This window comes from Methylopila musalis, assembly GCF_042679725.1.
GTDB classification, from domain to species: Bacteria; Pseudomonadota; Alphaproteobacteria; order Rhizobiales; family Methylopilaceae; genus Methylopila; species Methylopila musalis.
This window is the reverse complement of record NZ_JBHTMX010000014.1, coordinates 1-15,948: the sequence shown is the minus strand read 5'-3', so window position 1 is coordinate 15,948 and position 15,948 is coordinate 1. Positions and strand designations below refer to the sequence as shown.

Here is a 15,948-nt window from a genome sequence, read left to right as displayed (position 1 = left end):
GCCCCGTAGCCTCCCCTGTGCAGGGAGGGCGCCGGGGGCCTCATTCTCCAAAATTTTGAAGGCCGCCCGGTGCGGGGCTTCCCAGAATTTTGAAAAGCGCTGGCGTGCTTCCCGCCTCGCGGGGCGCACGGTGCGCGGGACGCGGTGCGCGCAGGAGGCACGGACATGGACAGAAAGCAGGAGGCGGCGCTCCGGTTCGAGGAGGGCCGGCGTAGGCCGGAGATGGACCGCAGGTGGTCGCCCGAGGTGGAGGACGCCGTCCTGGAGATCGTCGGCCGCACGGGCAGCCCCAAGCGCGCCGCCGAGGAGGTCGGCGTCAGCGCCTCCACCATCCACGACCACCGCCGCCGCGACCCCGAGTTCCGCGCCAGGTACGCCGTGGCGATGGACGACGCCTTCACGGCCGTCCTCGGCCACGCCTTCACGCGCTCCTTCGACGACGTCCGGCCCTCGGACCGGCTGACGGAGGTCCTTCTGCGGCTCCGGTGGCCCGAGCGGCTCGGCTCGTTCCTACAGGTGGCTGGGGACGCCTCCGGCTCCGGCGGGCTCGACCCCATGGTGATCGCTCGGATGCCGCCCGACGACAGGGCCTCGCTCATCGCTCTCCTGGAGAAGTACCAGCAGGTTCAGGGCGACATCGCCCTCGCGGAGGGGACGGATGGCGTCGCGCTCCTGGTCTGACACCCTCCGGGACCTGCGCGAGGCCGAGCGGCTCGCCCGGTCGCTGGACGAGACCGCGCCCGGCGTCGTCGCCCTGTACGGCGGGGGCGACGAGCTCGTGCGCCTCCACGGCCGTCCGACCGGAGCGTGGTTCTGGCGCCTTGACCCGTTCCCGATCGAGCTTTGGGAGGCCATGGCCGGCGAGCACGCCGAGGGCCAGCGCGCCTCGTCCGGCGGCTAGCCCAGCAGCTTCCACGTCGGGAAGTGCGGGCTGTTGATCCGCTTCCGCGCGGCCTCCTTCGATATGCCGTGGGCCTCACCTGCCGACGCAAGGCTCGGGTAGGCCACCCCGTCCGCCTCGACCCGCTGCCCGTCCCTCCGTCGCGCGCCGGCAGGCGCCGCTCCGAGCAGCGCCCTGCTGATCTCGGTGGGGAATGTCCGGTGGCCCGGCCGCTCCCTGTCGAGCATCGCCATGACCGCCGAGTGCGTCACTGGCTCGCCTGCGTTCACCAGCTCCTTCACGAATGTGCGGATGAGCGTGCTCTTCCGCACGTACTCGCGGCCGTTCACCTTCCATCCGTTCGGGTGCTTCGTCATGGTTGACGATATTGAACCAATACAAGTATTCGTCAAGTCAATTCCAGATGAAATCGCACATCTATTGTGTTTCCATAATGTCTCTCCCGCGATTGTGCGGAGGGAAAAGTGGAGACGAGAAAACATGACCGAGAAGAAGAATTTTTGGAACGGCCTGCCCAAGATCGTGGTCACGGCCGAGCATGTCGACCGTGCGCTTAGGGCCATGGGAAACGACATCACCAATCTCGACCAGCGCGACGTGCATTTTGAGGGAGCGATGCTGGCGGGTGCTGTCATCGCTCACATGGACGCTCTCTACGAGATGATTGAGATGTCGAGCCCTGTGATTGCGCTCACTGCGGAGTCGTTTGGTCACGGCTTCATCGAGCAGTGGGCCATCGAGACCTACGGTCTCGTTCGCCCGACCGATGAGGCGGCCGAGCGTGCTTCTAGCGAGCGTGCCCAGCGTATCGCGCTGCGTGCTGCAAAGGCCAAGGCGACGCGCGAGGCGAAGCGGGCTTCCGAGATCGAGGCTGCGGTTGCCGAGCGCCTTCTGGCGGCGGCCTGATCCCCATTTTCTGCAAGGATGAATCAAGATGATTGAGAACAGCAGCACTGAAGTAATCGTGACCAACGCTCATGTGGCTTCGGTCGTCTCGGCGTTTCAGCACGATATAGGCGGGCTTATGCCGGAGGTTGTCGGCACCGACAATATCGGGCGTGCAGCGAGGATTCTCGCTCTCATGGACGATCTCGATAGACATTCGTCGTACGGCGTTCAGATCATGCTGGCGCTTATGCACGACAATATGGAGACCTACGTTCGACCTTGGGCAATGCTCACATACGACTTGGTGGACGGTGCGGAGCTGCGAGAGTCCAAGCGACACATCGAGCGTGTGAAGTACGGGCTTTTGGCGCAGCGCAAGGCCGCTGACGACTGGAAGCGGCACATCGGCGTCTCTCTGGACGCGGCCTGAGGCAATTCACCAAAAAGGAGAAGGATTATGAGCAAGGCGAAGAAGGACGTTCAGGCTGCGGGCATCGTGCCGACTCGGGAGGATATCGCACGCTTCTCGCACCTCGACACCGAGAGGAAGCGGGTTGCGGCGGCGACGGCGTGGGCGGGAATGCGCGCATTCCAGATTGAGATGGGGCCTGGGCACGCGGCGCTCGACCTGATCGCAAGCGAGCTGCCGGCGGCCTATCGGCGGAACTGGGCGAAGGGGCTGATGGCGGCGGCGTAAGTGCTGGTCCGACCCGGCACGGCAACTGGTCATTCTGACGACGTCTACGGATCGGCCGATGGGCCGATCCGGTCACCTCAATGGAGGTGGACGCTCTACTGCGGGCTGTGACCCGCGCCAAGGTCCTCCGGCCTTGTTGAGCGTGACGCTCAACGTCGAAGGAGAACCAGATGGCACAGAAGAAGGCTCCACCCACCCTGACGAAGCCCTGGAGGTCAGTGACTGATCTGAAGGCATCGCTCACGCGGGCTCGCGAGCTCCACTCGGAGAACGCCAAGCGCATTTCCGAGATGAACGAACGGGTGGCGAAGCGCCGGGAAGAGCTGCGCGCCAACCTGCACGACCTTTCCCCGTCCGAACAGTCCCACATTCTGAACCGCGCCCTCGGGGGCCTGCGCGCCGACCTCAAGAGGGACAGCGCCGACGCGAGGACCGCGCGCCTGCGCGAGCTCGACGCCCTGCGCCGACAGGCGGAGGACGCTTCCGCGCACTACCACAGCCCGATGCAGATGCTCATGCGAGAGTCGCTCGGCAGCGAGCGTCGGTCGCGCCTCATCCAGCAGCTCGAACACTCCGGCAAGGTGGAACTGGCGAGCCTCGCCGCGCTCGCGGTGTCCTCGAAGGACCGCGAGCTCGCGGCCGTGCTCGCCTCGCAGGTCGGACGCATGCCCCACGGCGAGCGCCCGTTCTCCCCGCACGAGCTGGCCGACCTCCTGGTCGGCGACGAGCATCGGGCCATCCAGGCCGCCATCATGGAAGTGGGCGAGCTGACGCAGCGCTCCCTCCTAGACGACAGGCAGTTCGAGACCGGCCGCCCCGTCGACCGGGTCGGGCTCGCGCTGCGCGCCCGCGACCGCTCCGCGCTCGGCGCGGCCGAGCTGCCGGACGAGGAGGACTAAGCCATGGCCAAGATCACCGACGACCACCTGCGCGAGCTCCTCGCGGGCTGCGCGCGCACCACTCCCCACGAGCTCTGGCTCATGCTGCACGGGCCGGATGTTCCCTGCGTCGGCGCGCGGGTCACGATCTGCGAGCTGGCCCTCGCCCGGCTCGGCTACGAGCGCGTCGCGGTCCACCCGCTGCGGATCAGCCGCGACGGGTTCGAGTGGGTGCGGGGCCACTGGCCGTCAGACGACCGCTGGCCGGACCTCTCGGACGACCCGATCATGCTGGAGATACTCGACCGCTACTTCACCTTCCGGCTCGCCTCCGGCGCGGGCGCGCAGCACTGAACGGAGGACCTGGCCATGGCCGGACTTGACGACCTGGCGAGGCGGCTCGACCGCATCGCCGTGCAGGTCGAGGGCAACGTCGAGCGGGCGATGAAGGACTGCGCCCATGCCGTCCTGCGGTCGGTCGTCGAGTCGACACCGGTCGACACCGGCATGGCCCGGTCGAACTGGACGCCCGAGCTGGACCGCGCCTTCGAGGGGCTCTTCCCCGCGCGCGTGCCGGGACAGGGCGGTTCGACCGGCGACGCGAACGCCGCCGCCGCTATCGAGGCCGGCGCGCCGACCATTGAGGCGTTCGACACCCACGCCAACCGCGAGATCCACATCACGAACAACGCGCCCCACATCGGCGCGCTCAACGACGGCCACTCAAAGCAGGCTCCCGCCGACTTCGTCCGCACCGCCGTCCTGGAGGGACTAGCGACCGTCCGAGGCGCGAAGATCATCGGGGAATAATCTCCTCCCGCCCCGCTCGCGAAGCCCACCCAACACGACAGCATGGCCCCATCGACAACGAGGGGGAGACGCCATGCGTCAGTGGACACCGGATGCGAGAGAGTGGGCAAGGTCGTTGGGGCTGCCGTTCGCGGACCAGGTGACGGCCTCCGGCCCGCCGGTCGCGAGCCTCTGCCTGCGGGTGCGCGGGCCGTCCGGCGACATGGTCGCCGTCGCGCCGCGTCCCGACCTCATGCCGCGACTAGCCTGGGTCGTGCGGCACCGCCCCGACCTTGCCGCCCTGCTTGTAGTCACGACCGAAGCGGCGCTCTACCAGGCCATGGTGGACAGGCACGCGGCTGAACTCGCTGCGCGCGCCTCCGAAAAGCTGCCCGACCGTCTGTCCGCCCGCCGACTGCGCAGGATCGGGCCAAAGGGGCTGACGACGACCGGACTAACCGTGGCCGCGCTCGCGGCCGTTCCGCTGTTCCCCCAAATCCTCCTGCTCATGTCCTTCCTGTCTGTCGCGGCCGTCCGGCTCGGCGCGGCGACCGAGGCAGTGCGTCCTCCTCGTCGGCCCGAGCCTCTGGCCGATGGGGCGCTCCCATCCGTTACCGTGCTCGTGCCGCTCTACCGCGAGGCGGCAGTGGTCCAGGACCTCGTGCGGAACCTGTCGGCGCTCGACTATCCCCGCGACCGGCTGGAGGTCCTGGTGCTGATGGAGGCTGACGACCGCGAGACGCAGGCCGCCGCGCGACGGCACCTGACTGCGGCGCCGTTCCGCGCGGTGGTCGTGCCGGACGGCGCCCCGAGGACGAAACCGAGGGCCTGCAACGTCGGCCTCGCGCTTGCCCGCGGCGAGCTGGTGGTCGTCTACGACGGAGAGGACCGACCGGAGCCCGACCAGCTCAGGGTCGCGGCCGCGGCGCTCGCCGCCGACCCGCGCCTCGCCGTCGTGCAGGCGAGGCTCGCCTGCGATCATGCGGCCGGCGCGCCGCTGGTCACCCGCCTCTGGGCCTTGGACTACCTCGCCCTGTTCGGCGCGGTCGTGCCGTTCTTGTCCCGCCACGGCCTGCCGTTCCTGCTGGGCGGAACGTCCAACCACTTCCGCCGCCGCGCCCTCGTCGAGGCCGGAGGCTGGGACGCTTGGAACGTGACGGAGGACGCCGATCTGGCGGTGAGGCTGGCCCGGCTCGGCTGGCGCTCGGCCTCTATCGACAGCACGACATGGGAAGAAGCGCCGGTCACGGTCAGTGCTTGGGTGAAGCAGCGCGGCCGCTGGCTGAAGGGCTTCGCCGTGACCGCGCTCGTTCACCTTCGTCAGCCGGTCGTCGCGGTCCGGGAGATGGGCGTCCCCGCCGCCCTCGCGCTGCTGGTCCAGCTTCCACTCTCGCTTCTGTCGATCGCAGCGCACCCGGTCTGCTTGGTGCTGGTCGCGTGGGGAACGCTCGACGGCTCGCTCTGGCAGTCGGCGGGCTCTGAAGCGGGCGACGCGCTCCTCGCCGCCCAGGCCGCGACCCTATGCGTCGGATACGCCGCGGCCTTCGCCCTCCACCTCGCCGTGCTCAGGCGTCGGCCGTGCAGGGGCGTCGGCCTCTGGCTCGTGCCCCTCCTGCCGCTCTACTGGCTGCTCACCTCGTGGGCGCTTGCCGTGGGGCTGCTTGACCTCTCCGTCCGCCCGCACCGCTGGGCCAAGACGGCGCACGGCGTCGTCGCCCGTCCCAAGGGGGCTCCCGCCGGCCTCGATCCGCGACAGGATGCGCCGGCAGTCCAGTTAACAGGAGAGTGACATGGCAGCAAAGAGGAAGACCGCGGAGGCTTCGGCGACCGCCGAAGCACAGACCGAAGCGCCCGAGGCTTCGAAGCCGCCACGGGTCGCCGTATCGAGCCGCAGAGCGCTCGGTGTCGGTGTTCTTGCTCGGTCGCTTATCGTCGAGCATCCCGAGTGGACCTATCGGCGAATAGCCGACGAGGTGAATGCCCGGATCGAGGGCGCACACGCGTCGGAAAAGTCCGTGCGGTGGTACTCCTACCAGATGCGGAAGAGCGGAGTAGACGGGACAAGCCGGCGCCCGGCAGCCGGTTAGCTTCCCACGTCCTGCATCACGCGACAGCGGATTATCTCTGCGAGGCCTTCGGAGTCGTGGGTCTCGCACTCCCAGATAATGACTGCGCGCCAATCCAGCAGTTCAAGCGCAGGCGCCACCAAGGCATCCCGCTCCACATTTCGGCGCAGCTTCGGCCCCCAATACTCCGTCTTTGACTTCGGCATAGATGCCCGCCGGCAGCCGTCGTGCTGATGCCAGAAGCAGCCGTGGACGAAGAGCGCCACGCGAAATTTGGGAAAAACCAAGTCCGGCTTGCCGGGCAGGTCGGTCCTGTTGAGCCGAAACCGCAGGCCCATCGCATGGGCCACCTTGCGGACCCGAACCTCCGGCCCTGTATTCTTTCCCTTGATCCTCGCCATGACAGCTGAGCGCCGGTCGGCTGAAATCTGATCGACCATCGCAGCCTCCGTGCCCGCATTCGTCGCGGGTCAGGTCACTCGGCAGCGACGAGGGAAGACCGCAGCGTCTCTTGGTCCTGCGCCTTCATCACCGACATCAAACGGTGACCGACCCACTCCGCCACGGGCGGCGTCACTGCATTGCCGACGGCATGATAGCGCAGGCTGTCGATGCGGTCCGCCTGGCGCTCGTCAAAGCTCCGCGGCCGCGTCCAGTCATCTGGAAAGCCCTGCACTCGCTCGACCTCGTTCGGGGTGAAGCGCCTCACCCTGCCGTCTGGAAACCACACGTAGTTGCGCGACCAATCGGTGCCGGTATGCCGCGCGGACTCTGCGTAGATGCAGTGGGCGATGCTCTTTACGAGGGGGCCTTTGACAGTATCTCCAATGATTGTCTGAAAGAGGGAGGCAGATTTCTCTTCATCCTGTCTACCCTTCTTAGAATTCCAGTCGCCGCATTCTGGCTCAAAAAGTACTTCTCCGGGACCGGCTGCGTCTCGATGCATGGCAACAATGTAGACGCGACGGCGCTGCTGGGGGACTCCGAAGTCTTTGCTGTTAAGCACACGCCACGCCACGCCATACCCGAGTTCGTCCAGCGCCTTGAGTACGACGGCGAAGTCGCGTCCTCCGTGGCTAGAGAGAAGCCCGTGCACGTTTTCGAGGATAATGGCTCGTGGAGTGCGTCCTCGAACGAGCCGCATAAAGTCGTGAAAGAGTCCAGACTGGTTTCCTCGAAGCCCAGATCTTGGCCCCATTCGCGCAAGCGAGAGGTCTTGGCAGGGAAATCCTGCGGCCCAAATATCAGCTTCAGGGATTTCTGAGTCATCTAGGCTCCTAATATCATCGTCGAGGGGCAGCTCCGGCCAATGCTGCCGGAGGATATCGCGGCAGAACGGCTTCACCTCACACTGGAAGCGAACGCTGAAACCGGCGCGCTCCAACCCTAGGTCGAGGCCGCCGATCCCGGAGAAAAATGAGGCGACCTTGTAGGACAGGGCATCGCTCCTAAATTCAGAACAAAACGAGAACGCGCCCAGACCATACGATATAGTCGCTTTCCCGTCAACGTGGGACGTGGCGAAGAATCGCCTAGCTGGTACTCTACTATCACGAATCAAGCTGATAAAGGATTAACCATGACCACCTGCTCCGTGCGGTGGAGATCGTCAGGTGGGCGCGGCGAGTTCGAGTATGTTCCGGCAGACTCTCTCGAAGACCGGGACATCAACGTACTCTTTGAACCGTTGAGCCTTACAATTCCGGCGGAGGTCAGGGCGATAAAGGCGCAGGGAAAGCCGCGCCTGCGCAAGTTTGACAAGAACAACCGCAAGAAGTTCCACCTCCCGCAGCTTGTCATGGCCGTGGCTCGGCTTCCAGAGCCCGCGCGGGAGGACACCGCCCACGCTGTGGCATTCCCGCTCCAGAACAAGTCGTTCGTCATGGATGCCATGGACTTCGACATAATCGAGGACGACGGCATAACCGCGACGCTCGCGCCCCTCCGCGTCTCGATCCGAAACTCAGACTTCCAGATCGAATTGCAGGACAGGTTCAAGGCTATAGCCGTCGACCTCGCGAGCATTCCTTCCATCGCTGCGAAACACCCTGCGCTCGCCGCTGCCGTGGAGGCGCACGGCGTCGAGATCGCGAAGGCCGTAAATTCTGTGGAAATCCGGAAGGCGGCGGACCGCATCAACGCCATCCAGGCCGAGATATTCGGGATGACGAACGCGGGGTCGGCGGTGACGCTGGAGGACGCCGCCGCCAAGCCGGAGACGGATCTGGAGGAGGAGATCGTCGGCAAGGAGGGCCGGCTCCTCACCCGCATCCACGCCTACAAGGAGCGCGACAGGGTCTTCGCGGCTCGGGCGAAGAAGTACTACCGGGACAAGAACGGTGGGAAGCTCACCTGCGAGGCCTGCGGCTTGGACCCGGTCGCCCTGTACGGCCCCGATGGGGAGCGCTGCATCGAAGCCCACCACAAGGTTCCGATCGAGGAGCTACAGCCCGACAGCATCACCCGCGTTGACGAGATGGCCATGGTCTGCGCGAGCTGCCACCGGATCATCCACAGCAAGAAGCCCTGCCTAACGGTCGATGAGGTCAGGAAGGCATCGTAGAAGGTGGTGGCCGCTGTGGGAATCGAACCCACACGGGCTAAGCCCGAGGCATTTTAAGTGCCTTCCGTCTACCAGTTTCGGCAAGCGGCCTTCCAGTCTTCAAGCCCCATAACCCATGCCCGCGACTCATGCGAGCCGCGCGCGTCGGGCCTATGTCAGGCCTCATTCGGCGCAACCGGACCTAAGCGCATGATCCGATTGCGCTTTTCTGCGGACACATCGGGATTTTAAGTCTCGTGCGTCTACCGGTTTCGCCACGTCCGCACGCGCGCTCGGGCCATCGTTTTTTCGACAGCGACAGACTGTCTAAGCCACGCGGCCGAGTCGCGCACGAAAAAGCGCGCCGGCCCAAGGGCGCGGCGCGCTTCGTTCAGATGCGCAAATTAAGCGTGATGCGCCGCCGTCAGGCGCGATAGGGACGCTTCAGTTCGGCCACGTCGCCGAGGCCGAGCGTCTCGAGGTCCGAGAGCGCCGGGGCGCGGCGGGCCTCCATCGCGCGGGCGACGCGGCCCGCGGCGAAGATCAGCCCCACCGCCTGCGCGGCGTCACGGAACATGTTGCGAATGCGAAAGGCCGGAAGCGGACGGCCCATCGCGACGGACAGATTGCGAGCCACGATCATCTCCAAAGTCAGTCACCGTAAGGTGTTGGAGACAATGTAAACCTGATGCCGCAACGCACAACGAGCGTTCTGGTCGCCGGAGCCATGCGACTTTCGCATGCGGCACGGCTGCAGGTTTCACAATTTCGCAACGATCGGGGGTCCAGGCCGCGTTTCGGCCGCAGGACTTGCGCGCCGTTTACAGATCCGCCGCCCGCGTTCAGCCGGCGGAGCCGTCCCGGATCGGCGGCTGGAAGCTCAGGCCCATGTCCCAGGGGAAGTAGATCCACGTGTCCTGGCTGACCTCGGTGACGAAGGTGTCCACCATCGGCCGGCCCCTCGGCTTGGCGTAGACGGCGGCGACATGAGCCTTGGGCAGCAGCGCGCGCACCACCCGGGCGGTGGATCCGGTGTCGACCAGATCGTCGATCACCAGCACGCCGGCGCCCTCCCCGCCCCGCACGTTGGCGACGCGATCGCAGACGCCCTTGAGCACATCCAGCTCCCCTTGCGTCTTGTAGTCGTGATAGCTCGCGACGCAGATCGTCTCGATCAGGCGGATGTCGAGCTCGCGCGCCACGATCGCCGCCGGCACCAGACCGCCGCGGGTGACGCAGACGATGGCGTCGAACCCGCCCGAGCCGCGGGCCTCGCCCGCAAGCCGCCACGCGAGCGCCCGGGCGTCGCGGTGAAACTGCTCCCAGTAGACCGGAAACGCCTTTTCGGCGCGGACGTCGGACATGGCGAACTCTCCGAAAGGGTCTCTAAGCCGGTTTGGACCGCGCCGGGGCGTTTCGCTCCGGCGCCCGCGTGGCGTGGGCGTCTCCGCGTCTTCGCGCGGCGGCAGCCTGAACGGTCCAGTCGTGGATGCCCGAGACACGCTCGGGCATGACGTATGGAGCAATGACGCGACAGAATCCTCAGCGCAGGGCGGCGAGCATGGCGCGCACCGCGTCGGCGGCGGCGGCGAGCGCCTCCGCGTCGCGGGAGCGAACCACCACATTGGTGTTGAAGCCGTTGGCGTCCATGAACGGATAGCTGCCGATGGCGACGCCCGGATGCGCGGTCTGGACGGCGGCGAGCGGCGAGGCGATGTCGCCCTCCTTGGCGTCGGCGCGGATGGTCTCGCTCAAGACCGGCGCGCCGTGGGCGAGCAGCGGGGTGATCTCGTCCAGCATCGCCGCCATGATCGACGGCACGCCCGCCATGACGAACACGTTGGCGAGCCGGAAGCCCGGCGCCTTGGAGACGGAATTGGCGATCAGGTCCGCCCCGAAGGGAATGCGCGCCATGCGCAGGCGCCCCTCGTTCAGGTCCGCCGGGTCGGCGAAGCGCTCGCGCAGCATGGCGACCGCGCGCGGATCGTGGTCGACGGCGACGCCGAACGCTTTTCCCACCGCGTCGGCGGTGATGTCGTCATGGGTCGGACCGATGCCGCCGGTGGTCAGCACATAGGTGAAGCGGGCGCGGAGCGCGTTCAGGGCCTCGACGATGGCGGCCTCGTCGTCGGCGACCACGCGGACCTCCTTGAGGTCGACGCCGATCTCCGTCAGCCGCTGGGCGATGTGGCCGCTGTTGGTGTCGCGCGTGCGGCCGGACAGAACCTCGTCGCCGATGACGAGCACGGCGGCGGTGGCGGGCGTATCGGTCATGGGCGGCGTCTCGTGCGGGAACGGCTTCGGGTGTAGAGGAGAGCGCGCCGCCCCACAACATCGCCCCTCCCCGCGCCCGAGCACCGCCGCCATGCGCTTCGCTTCCGCCCTCGTCCCCGGCCGCCTCGTCCGGCGCTACAAGCGCTTCCTCGCCGACGTGACGCTGGATGACGGCCGCGAGGTGACGGCCCATGTGGCGAACTCCGGCGCGATGCTTGGGCTTTCCACGCCCGGCGCGCGGGTGTGGCTGCGGCCGAAGACCGGCGGAACGCTGGCCTGGTCCTGGGTGGTGGTCGAGGTGGCGATCGGCGGCCGGAACGAGCTGGTCGGCGTGGACACCGGCGTCCCGAACGCGCTCGGGCTGGAGGCGGTGACGGCCGGCGTCATCCCCGCCTTCGCGGGCTACGACGCCGTGCGGCGGGAGGTGCGCTACGGCGTCAACAGCCGCATCGACCTGCTGCTGGAGACGCCCGGCCGTCCGCCGGCCTATGTGGAGATCAAGAACGTCCACATGTGGCGGCGGGACCGGCGCGCTGAGTTCCCGGATGCGCGCACGGCGCGGGGCGCGAAACATCTGGCGGAGCTCTCCGCCATGGCGGCCGCCGGCGCCCGCGCCGCCATGCTGTTCATCGTGCAGGGCCCCGGCGACGACTTCGCGCTCGCCCGCGACATCGACCCGGCCTATGGCGCGGCCTTCGACGCCGCGCGCGCGGCGGGCGTGGAGGCCCATTGCTGGACGAGCGTGGTGACGCTGGAGGGCGTCACTCTCGACCGGGAGATCCCGATCGTCGGGTGAGCGGTCAGCCGATCTTCTTCAGCCCGGCTCCGTAACGGCGGCCGTTCGCCACATAGCGGCCGGCGGTGCCGAGCAGGCGGATCTCCCACTCGCCGCCGAGTTCGCGCACCACCTTGGCGGGCGAGCCGACGATCATGGAGAAGTCCGGATATTCTTTGCCTTCGGTGACGAGCGCGTTGGCGCCCACGAGGCAGGACTTCCCGATCTTGGCGCCGTTGAGGATGGTCGCGCCCATGCCGATCAGGCTGCCGGCGCCGATCGTGCAGCCGTGCACCACGGCGTTGTGGCCGAGCGTCACGTCCTCGCCCAGCGTCAGCGGGAAGCCGGGATCGGTGTGGAGGATGCAGCCGTCCTGCACGTTGGAGCGCGCGCCGATGGTGATGCGCTCGTTGTCGCCCCGCAGCACCGCGCCGAACCAGACGCTGGCGTCCTCCTCCAGCACCACGTCGCCGATCACGTCGGCGCTGTCGGCCACCCACCAGCGGCCGTTGGCGGGGGTCTGCGGGCGAACGCCGTCGAGTTCGTAAAGCGCCATGGGATGGGGTGTCCTTGCCTGTTCGAACGGAGCGCGGCCGTCAGACGCCGAGCGCCTGCAGCGCCGCGGACCCTAGCGCAAGGCTCCACAGCCCCGCCAGCGTCACGCCAATGGCGACGCCGAGAACGGTGGAGCGGCGCTTGCGGCGCAGCGCCGCCAGATTGCGCGCCAGCATGTAGGGCGCGGCGATGGTGACGAGCGGCACCGCGACCACCGCCAGCACGTCCGGCGCGCGCAGCAGGCGGAAGCTGGCGCGCCGCGCGGTCGCCGCCTCGAAGGCGGAGGCCGTGAGCCCCGAAAGGGCGAAACCAAGAGCCAGCGTCAGCACGCTGGCGAGGAAGGGCGACACGGGCTCCTCCTTGCCACGGGGGTCATACGCCCCTCCGCAGCAAGGCCCATGCCGTCCCGATCCGGGACGTTCAGTCGAGATCGGTCTCGAGGATCGCCATCTGGAAGTTGTAGGACAGGTCGCCGTCCTCGTCGTCGCGGAACAGCACGCCCACGAACTCGTCGCCCAGATAGACCTCGGCGCTGTCGTCCTTGCGCGGACGCTTCGTCACCCGGATGGTCTGGTTCTGGAACAGCTTGCGCATGTAGCTCTGCACGCGCTCGAGTTCGAGCTTGTCCACGGTCGTCTCCCGGAGAGGTCTGGATGCGGGGGCCGGCGGCCGAAGCGGCGGCCGATGTCGGACGCCGGAAGTGCCACGACCGGGCGGCCGTGGCAAGCCGCGCCTCACCCTCGCGCGGAGGCCGCGCGACGCCTCGGACGGCGCCGGCCGGGATCGCCCGGACGGCGGCGACAGGGCTTCGGAACGCTCGAAACGCCGCGGCTCGACGGCTCAGGCGCGATCAGGCCTCACCAGCGCCCGTAGGCGCCGTAGGGGCCCCAATAGGGCCGGTCGAGGTCGTCGAGACGGCGGCTGCGCTCGCGCTTGCGCTCGACGTCGAGCGTCATGCGGCAGGTGGCGAAGGCCTCCGTGCCGGGCCGCATGCCGTATTCGCGGCACTGGGCGATGTCCATGGCCCGCTGCTGAGCGGGATCGACGGCGCAGCCGGCGAGGCCGAGGCCGGCGACTGCGAGAACGAGATGGATGCGCGACATGACGCGTGTGCCCTCAAGGCCGGCGCGGGGGGACGCGATCAGATGCCGGCGTCGTAGAAGATCTGGTCCATGCTGCGGGACGGTTCGGCGCAGGGCGACGCCCCGACCACGCGGGCCGGCACGCCGGCGACGGTGAGGTTGGGCGCCACGTCGTGGAGCACGACGGAGCCGGCCGCGACCCGCGAGCAGTGGCCGATCTCGATGTTGCCGAGGATCTTGGCGCCCGCGCCGATCAGAACGCCGTGGCGGATCTTGGGATGGCGGTCCTCGTTGCTCTTGCCCGTGCCGCCGAGGGTCACGCCGTGCAGGATCGAGACATTGTCCTCGATCACCGCGGTCTCGCCGATCACCACGCCGGTGGCGTGGTCGAAGAACAGGCCGCGGCCGATCTTGGTCGCCGGGTGGATGTCCACCTGGAACACCGAGGACGACAGGCTCTGCAGGTAGAGCGCGAAGTCGCGGCGACCGGACGTCCACAGCCAGTGCGCCAGACGATGGGTCTGGATGGCGTGGAAGCCCTTGAAGTGCAGCAGCGGCTCCAGCGCCCGGTTGCAGGCCGGATCGCGATCCACCACCGCCGCCACGTCGGCGCGGAGCGCCGGCGGCACGCCGGCGTCGGAGGCCGACATCTCCTCGAACGTCTGGCGGATCAGATCGCCCGGCACCTCATCGCGGCCGAGCCGCGCGCCGAGACGATGCGCCACAGCGCTTTCAAGACTGTCCTGGTTCAGAATCGTGGCCAGCATGAAGCCGGCCATCTCGGGCTCGCGGCGCACGGACTCCTCAGCCTCGGCGCGGATGCGCGCCCAGATGGGGTCCAGCGTCATCAGATTGTGGCTTTCGGCGCGCGCCAGCTTGGCCATCTCGTCATGCTCCCGGACCATACGGTCCCTCGCTCATTACCACACATGGGGCGCGGCGCAGGCGATCAAAGTCGCATGGCTGCAAATATCCGCGCCCGTCGCGTGCGCCGGCTTACGGGCGGTTTTCGAGGAAGGTCAGCACGCCGGCCTTGTAGACCTTGTCCCCGACCGCGCGGTTGTGGTCCCGGCGCGGGATCAGCAGCAGCTCGGCGCCGGGGATCAGATCGGCGAGCTTCCGGGGATCGCCCGCCACGTCGTCTTCGGTTCCGACCGCGACCAGCGTCGGCGTGGCGATGGTCCCGAGCTTCGCCTCGTCCACCAGCGTGCGCTGCATGCGCATGCAGGCGGAGAGCGCCTGACGGTCCGCGCCGGTGGCCTCGGCGAAGCGGCGGAACATCTTGGCGGTGGGGTTGGCGATGTCGTCCACGCTCGGGGCGACGAGCCCCTCGGCGATGGCGTCCGCGGAGGGCGCGCCGCGCAGCAGCCCGTCGCCCATGCCGCCGAGAATGGCGCTGCGCAGCCGCTCCCGGTTGTCGATCGCCAGCAGCGCGGTGACGCGCGCGCCCATGGAATAGCCCATCACGTCGGCGCGGGCGACGCCGAGATGATCGAGCAGACGGAGCGCGTCCCGGGCCATCAGGTCGGCGCCGTAGAAGGCCGGATCGTAGGGCTTCTCGCTCGCGCCATGGCCGCGGTTGTCGATCGCGATCACCCGCCGCCCGTCGGCCTGCAGCACGTCGAACCAGCCCGGCCCGACCCAGTTCACGTCCAGATTGGAGGCGAAGCCGTGGATCAGCAGGATCGGATCGCCGTCGCCCTCGTCGCGATAGGCGAGCGTCAGACCGTCGGACTCGAAGGTGGGCATGGGGCGGCTCCGTTCCCGCTTCTTGGTTTTCCGGCGACGGTTCTACCTGTCCCGGTCCCCATACGAAAGCCGAAGATGCTTGTCGCCGCGGCGAGAAGGACTTAAGCCTTGCGGCACAGCTTCGAAGCGCCGGGAGAACGCGCCATGGCCGACCACGGAACGCCGCATTTCGCCAACGACGCCGGTGTCAGCGTCATCCACATCGGCGCGCGGGAGTTCCAGTGCATCGGCGCGAAGCCGCCGTTCGACCACCCGCATGTCTATCTCGACATGGGCTCGGACGACGAGATCATCTGCCCCTACTGCTCCACCCACTACAAGTATCGCGCGAGCCTGCACGCGGACCAGTCCGACCCGGCCGGCTGCCTCTGGCGCGGACCGGTCGCGGCCTGACACGCGGCTGACGCGGCGATGGCCTCGCCCGTCCTGATCGCCGGCGCCGGCATCGGCGGGCTCACCCTCGCTCTGGCGCTGGCGCGCCGGGGCGTCGCCTGCGAGCTGTTCGAGCGCACCGCGATCCTGCGCGAGGCGGGAGCGGGCGTGCAGCTCGCGCCCAACGCCAGCCGGGTGCTGGACGCCCTCGGCCTCGGCCCCGCCCTCGACGCCGTGGCGAACCGCCCTGAGGGCGTGCGCATCGTCTCCGCTCCATCCGGTCGCCTGCTGCGCCGGCTCCCGCTCGGGGCCGCCGCCGAACGCCGCTGGGGCGCGCCCTACCGCGTCATCCACCGCGCCGATCTCCACGCCGTGCTCGC

At 68.1% G+C, this 15,948-nt stretch carries 26 protein-coding genes and 1 tRNA gene; 14 read left to right on the top strand and 13 right to left on the bottom strand.

The genetic code is table 11. From position 1 onward, the window contains the following. The first annotated feature begins 165 nt into the window (after nucleotides 1-165). Entirely contained in the window at nucleotides 166-681 is a 516-nt protein-coding gene (locus ACFQ4O_RS03810; RefSeq protein WP_378774317.1) for a hypothetical protein, read from the top strand. Then, on the top strand, nucleotides 659-901 hold the full coding sequence (locus ACFQ4O_RS03805) for a hypothetical protein (protein WP_378774316.1): 243 nt from the start codon (nucleotides 659-661) through the stop codon (nucleotides 899-901). Before ACFQ4O_RS03810 ends, ACFQ4O_RS03805 begins: the two co-directional genes overlap by 23 nt. Here ACFQ4O_RS03805 and ACFQ4O_RS03800 read toward each other — a convergent pair. Further along, nucleotides 898-1,230: a hypothetical protein gene (locus ACFQ4O_RS03800; protein WP_378774315.1), complete on the bottom strand. Its 333-nt coding sequence runs from the start codon at nucleotides 1,228-1,230 to the stop codon at nucleotides 898-900. The genes ACFQ4O_RS03805 and ACFQ4O_RS03800 overlap by 4 nt on opposite strands. 151 nt (nucleotides 1,231-1,381) lie before the next feature. On the opposite strand from ACFQ4O_RS03800, the gene ACFQ4O_RS03795 reads away from it, so the two are divergent. The 8 genes from ACFQ4O_RS03795 to ACFQ4O_RS03760 all read left to right on the top strand — a co-directional run bounded on the left by ACFQ4O_RS03795 (nucleotide 1,382) and on the right by ACFQ4O_RS03760 (nucleotide 6,240). Then, the gene (locus tag ACFQ4O_RS03795; protein WP_378774314.1) at nucleotides 1,382-1,807 is read left to right on the top strand and encodes a hypothetical protein; all 426 of its coding nucleotides are present in this window, start codon (nucleotides 1,382-1,384) and stop codon (nucleotides 1,805-1,807) included. A gap of 28 nt (nucleotides 1,808-1,835) precedes the next feature. Beyond that, nucleotides 1,836-2,219 (top strand): hypothetical protein, encoded by a 384-nt coding sequence (locus ACFQ4O_RS03790; RefSeq protein ID WP_378774313.1) that lies wholly within the window; start codon nucleotides 1,836-1,838, stop codon nucleotides 2,217-2,219. A gap of 27 nt (nucleotides 2,220-2,246) precedes the next feature. Next, on the top strand, nucleotides 2,247-2,486 hold the full coding sequence (locus ACFQ4O_RS03785; RefSeq protein ID WP_378774312.1) for a hypothetical protein: 240 nt from the start codon (nucleotides 2,247-2,249) through the stop codon (nucleotides 2,484-2,486). A 170-nt stretch (nucleotides 2,487-2,656) separates the two neighbouring features. Beyond that, nucleotides 2,657-3,385 (top strand): hypothetical protein, encoded by a 729-nt coding sequence (locus ACFQ4O_RS03780; protein WP_378774311.1) that lies wholly within the window; start codon nucleotides 2,657-2,659, stop codon nucleotides 3,383-3,385. Between the two features lie 3 nt (nucleotides 3,386-3,388). Continuing rightward, nucleotides 3,389-3,718, top strand: a complete 330-nt coding sequence (locus ACFQ4O_RS03775) for a hypothetical protein (RefSeq protein ID WP_378774310.1) — start codon at nucleotides 3,389-3,391, stop codon at nucleotides 3,716-3,718. A 15-nt stretch (nucleotides 3,719-3,733) separates the two neighbouring features. After that, the gene (locus tag ACFQ4O_RS03770) at nucleotides 3,734-4,174 is read left to right on the top strand and encodes an HK97 gp10 family phage protein (RefSeq protein ID WP_378774309.1); all 441 of its coding nucleotides are present in this window, start codon (nucleotides 3,734-3,736) and stop codon (nucleotides 4,172-4,174) included. A gap of 115 nt (nucleotides 4,175-4,289) precedes the next feature. Continuing rightward, the gene (locus ACFQ4O_RS03765) at nucleotides 4,290-5,942 is read left to right on the top strand and encodes a glycosyltransferase (protein ID WP_378774308.1); all 1,653 of its coding nucleotides are present in this window, start codon (nucleotides 4,290-4,292) and stop codon (nucleotides 5,940-5,942) included. Nucleotide 5,943: 1 nt separating this feature from the next. Next, nucleotides 5,944-6,240, top strand: coding sequence for a hypothetical protein (locus tag ACFQ4O_RS03760; protein ID WP_378774307.1), 297 nt, complete (start codon nucleotides 5,944-5,946; stop codon nucleotides 6,238-6,240). Here the strand turns inward: ACFQ4O_RS03760 and ACFQ4O_RS03755 are convergent. Further along, nucleotides 6,237-6,659: a very short patch repair endonuclease gene (locus ACFQ4O_RS03755; protein WP_378774306.1), complete on the bottom strand. Its 423-nt coding sequence runs from the start codon at nucleotides 6,657-6,659 to the stop codon at nucleotides 6,237-6,239. The genes ACFQ4O_RS03760 and ACFQ4O_RS03755 overlap by 4 nt on opposite strands. A gap of 35 nt (nucleotides 6,660-6,694) precedes the next feature. Next, the gene (locus tag ACFQ4O_RS03750) at nucleotides 6,695-7,603 is read right to left on the bottom strand and encodes a DNA cytosine methyltransferase (protein ID WP_378774305.1); all 909 of its coding nucleotides are present in this window, start codon (nucleotides 7,601-7,603) and stop codon (nucleotides 6,695-6,697) included. Nucleotides 7,604-7,798: 195 nt separating this feature from the next. Between ACFQ4O_RS03750 and ACFQ4O_RS03745 the strand changes: the two genes are divergently transcribed. Next, nucleotides 7,799-8,782: an HNH endonuclease gene (locus ACFQ4O_RS03745; protein WP_378774304.1), complete on the top strand. Its 984-nt coding sequence runs from the start codon at nucleotides 7,799-7,801 to the stop codon at nucleotides 8,780-8,782. A gap of 4 nt (nucleotides 8,783-8,786) precedes the next feature. Here ACFQ4O_RS03745 and ACFQ4O_RS03740 read toward each other — a convergent pair. The 4 genes from ACFQ4O_RS03740 to ACFQ4O_RS03725 all read right to left on the bottom strand — a co-directional run bounded on the left by ACFQ4O_RS03740 (nucleotide 8,787) and on the right by ACFQ4O_RS03725 (nucleotide 11,035). After that, nucleotides 8,787-8,872: transfer RNA gene (locus tag ACFQ4O_RS03740), tRNA-Leu, on the bottom strand. Nucleotides 8,873-9,185: 313 nt separating this feature from the next. Beyond that, nucleotides 9,186-9,398 (bottom strand): hypothetical protein, encoded by a 213-nt coding sequence (locus ACFQ4O_RS03735; protein ID WP_378774303.1) that lies wholly within the window; start codon nucleotides 9,396-9,398, stop codon nucleotides 9,186-9,188. Between the two features lie 205 nt (nucleotides 9,399-9,603). After that, nucleotides 9,604-10,125, bottom strand: coding sequence for a xanthine phosphoribosyltransferase (gene gpt, locus ACFQ4O_RS03730; RefSeq protein WP_378774302.1), 522 nt, complete (start codon nucleotides 10,123-10,125; stop codon nucleotides 9,604-9,606). Nucleotides 10,126-10,303: 178 nt separating this feature from the next. After that, on the bottom strand, nucleotides 10,304-11,035 hold the full coding sequence (locus ACFQ4O_RS03725) for a competence/damage-inducible protein A (protein WP_378774301.1): 732 nt from the start codon (nucleotides 11,033-11,035) through the stop codon (nucleotides 10,304-10,306). A 91-nt stretch (nucleotides 11,036-11,126) separates the two neighbouring features. On the opposite strand from ACFQ4O_RS03725, the gene sfsA reads away from it, so the two are divergent. Next, nucleotides 11,127-11,831 carry a DNA/RNA nuclease SfsA gene (sfsA, locus tag ACFQ4O_RS03720; RefSeq protein ID WP_378774300.1) on the top strand — a complete coding sequence of 235 codons (705 nt, stop codon included), beginning with the start codon at nucleotides 11,127-11,129 and terminating at the stop codon, nucleotides 11,829-11,831. A 4-nt stretch (nucleotides 11,832-11,835) separates the two neighbouring features. Here sfsA and ACFQ4O_RS03715 read toward each other — a convergent pair whose 3' ends face one another. The 6 genes from ACFQ4O_RS03715 to ACFQ4O_RS03690 form a co-directional block, all read right to left on the bottom strand. Next, on the bottom strand, nucleotides 11,836-12,366 hold the full coding sequence (locus tag ACFQ4O_RS03715; protein WP_378774299.1) for a gamma carbonic anhydrase family protein: 531 nt from the start codon (nucleotides 12,364-12,366) through the stop codon (nucleotides 11,836-11,838). A 40-nt stretch (nucleotides 12,367-12,406) separates the two neighbouring features. Further along, nucleotides 12,407-12,715 (bottom strand): DUF6949 family protein, encoded by a 309-nt coding sequence (locus ACFQ4O_RS03710; protein WP_378774298.1) that lies wholly within the window; start codon nucleotides 12,713-12,715, stop codon nucleotides 12,407-12,409. A gap of 70 nt (nucleotides 12,716-12,785) precedes the next feature. After that, the gene (locus tag ACFQ4O_RS03705) at nucleotides 12,786-12,995 is read right to left on the bottom strand and encodes a DUF3126 family protein (RefSeq protein WP_271203183.1); all 210 of its coding nucleotides are present in this window, start codon (nucleotides 12,993-12,995) and stop codon (nucleotides 12,786-12,788) included. A 227-nt stretch (nucleotides 12,996-13,222) separates the two neighbouring features. Next, the gene (locus ACFQ4O_RS03700; RefSeq protein WP_378774297.1) at nucleotides 13,223-13,468 is read right to left on the bottom strand and encodes a hypothetical protein; all 246 of its coding nucleotides are present in this window, start codon (nucleotides 13,466-13,468) and stop codon (nucleotides 13,223-13,225) included. Between the two features lie 38 nt (nucleotides 13,469-13,506). Further along, nucleotides 13,507-14,331 carry a serine O-acetyltransferase gene (gene cysE, locus ACFQ4O_RS03695; RefSeq protein WP_378774296.1) on the bottom strand — a complete coding sequence of 275 codons (825 nt, stop codon included), beginning with the start codon at nucleotides 14,329-14,331 and terminating at the stop codon, nucleotides 13,507-13,509. 112 nt (nucleotides 14,332-14,443) lie between these two features. Beyond that, nucleotides 14,444-15,196, bottom strand: a complete 753-nt coding sequence (locus tag ACFQ4O_RS03690; protein ID WP_378774295.1) for an alpha/beta fold hydrolase — start codon at nucleotides 15,194-15,196, stop codon at nucleotides 14,444-14,446. 144 nt (nucleotides 15,197-15,340) lie between these two features. Between ACFQ4O_RS03690 and ACFQ4O_RS03685 the strand changes: the two genes are divergently transcribed. Then, nucleotides 15,341-15,589, top strand: coding sequence for a zinc-finger domain-containing protein (locus tag ACFQ4O_RS03685; protein ID WP_378774294.1), 249 nt, complete (start codon nucleotides 15,341-15,343; stop codon nucleotides 15,587-15,589). Between the two features lie 18 nt (nucleotides 15,590-15,607). Further along, on the top strand, nucleotides 15,608-15,948 hold a 341-nt coding region (locus ACFQ4O_RS03680), incomplete at its 3' end, for an FAD-dependent monooxygenase (protein WP_378774293.1).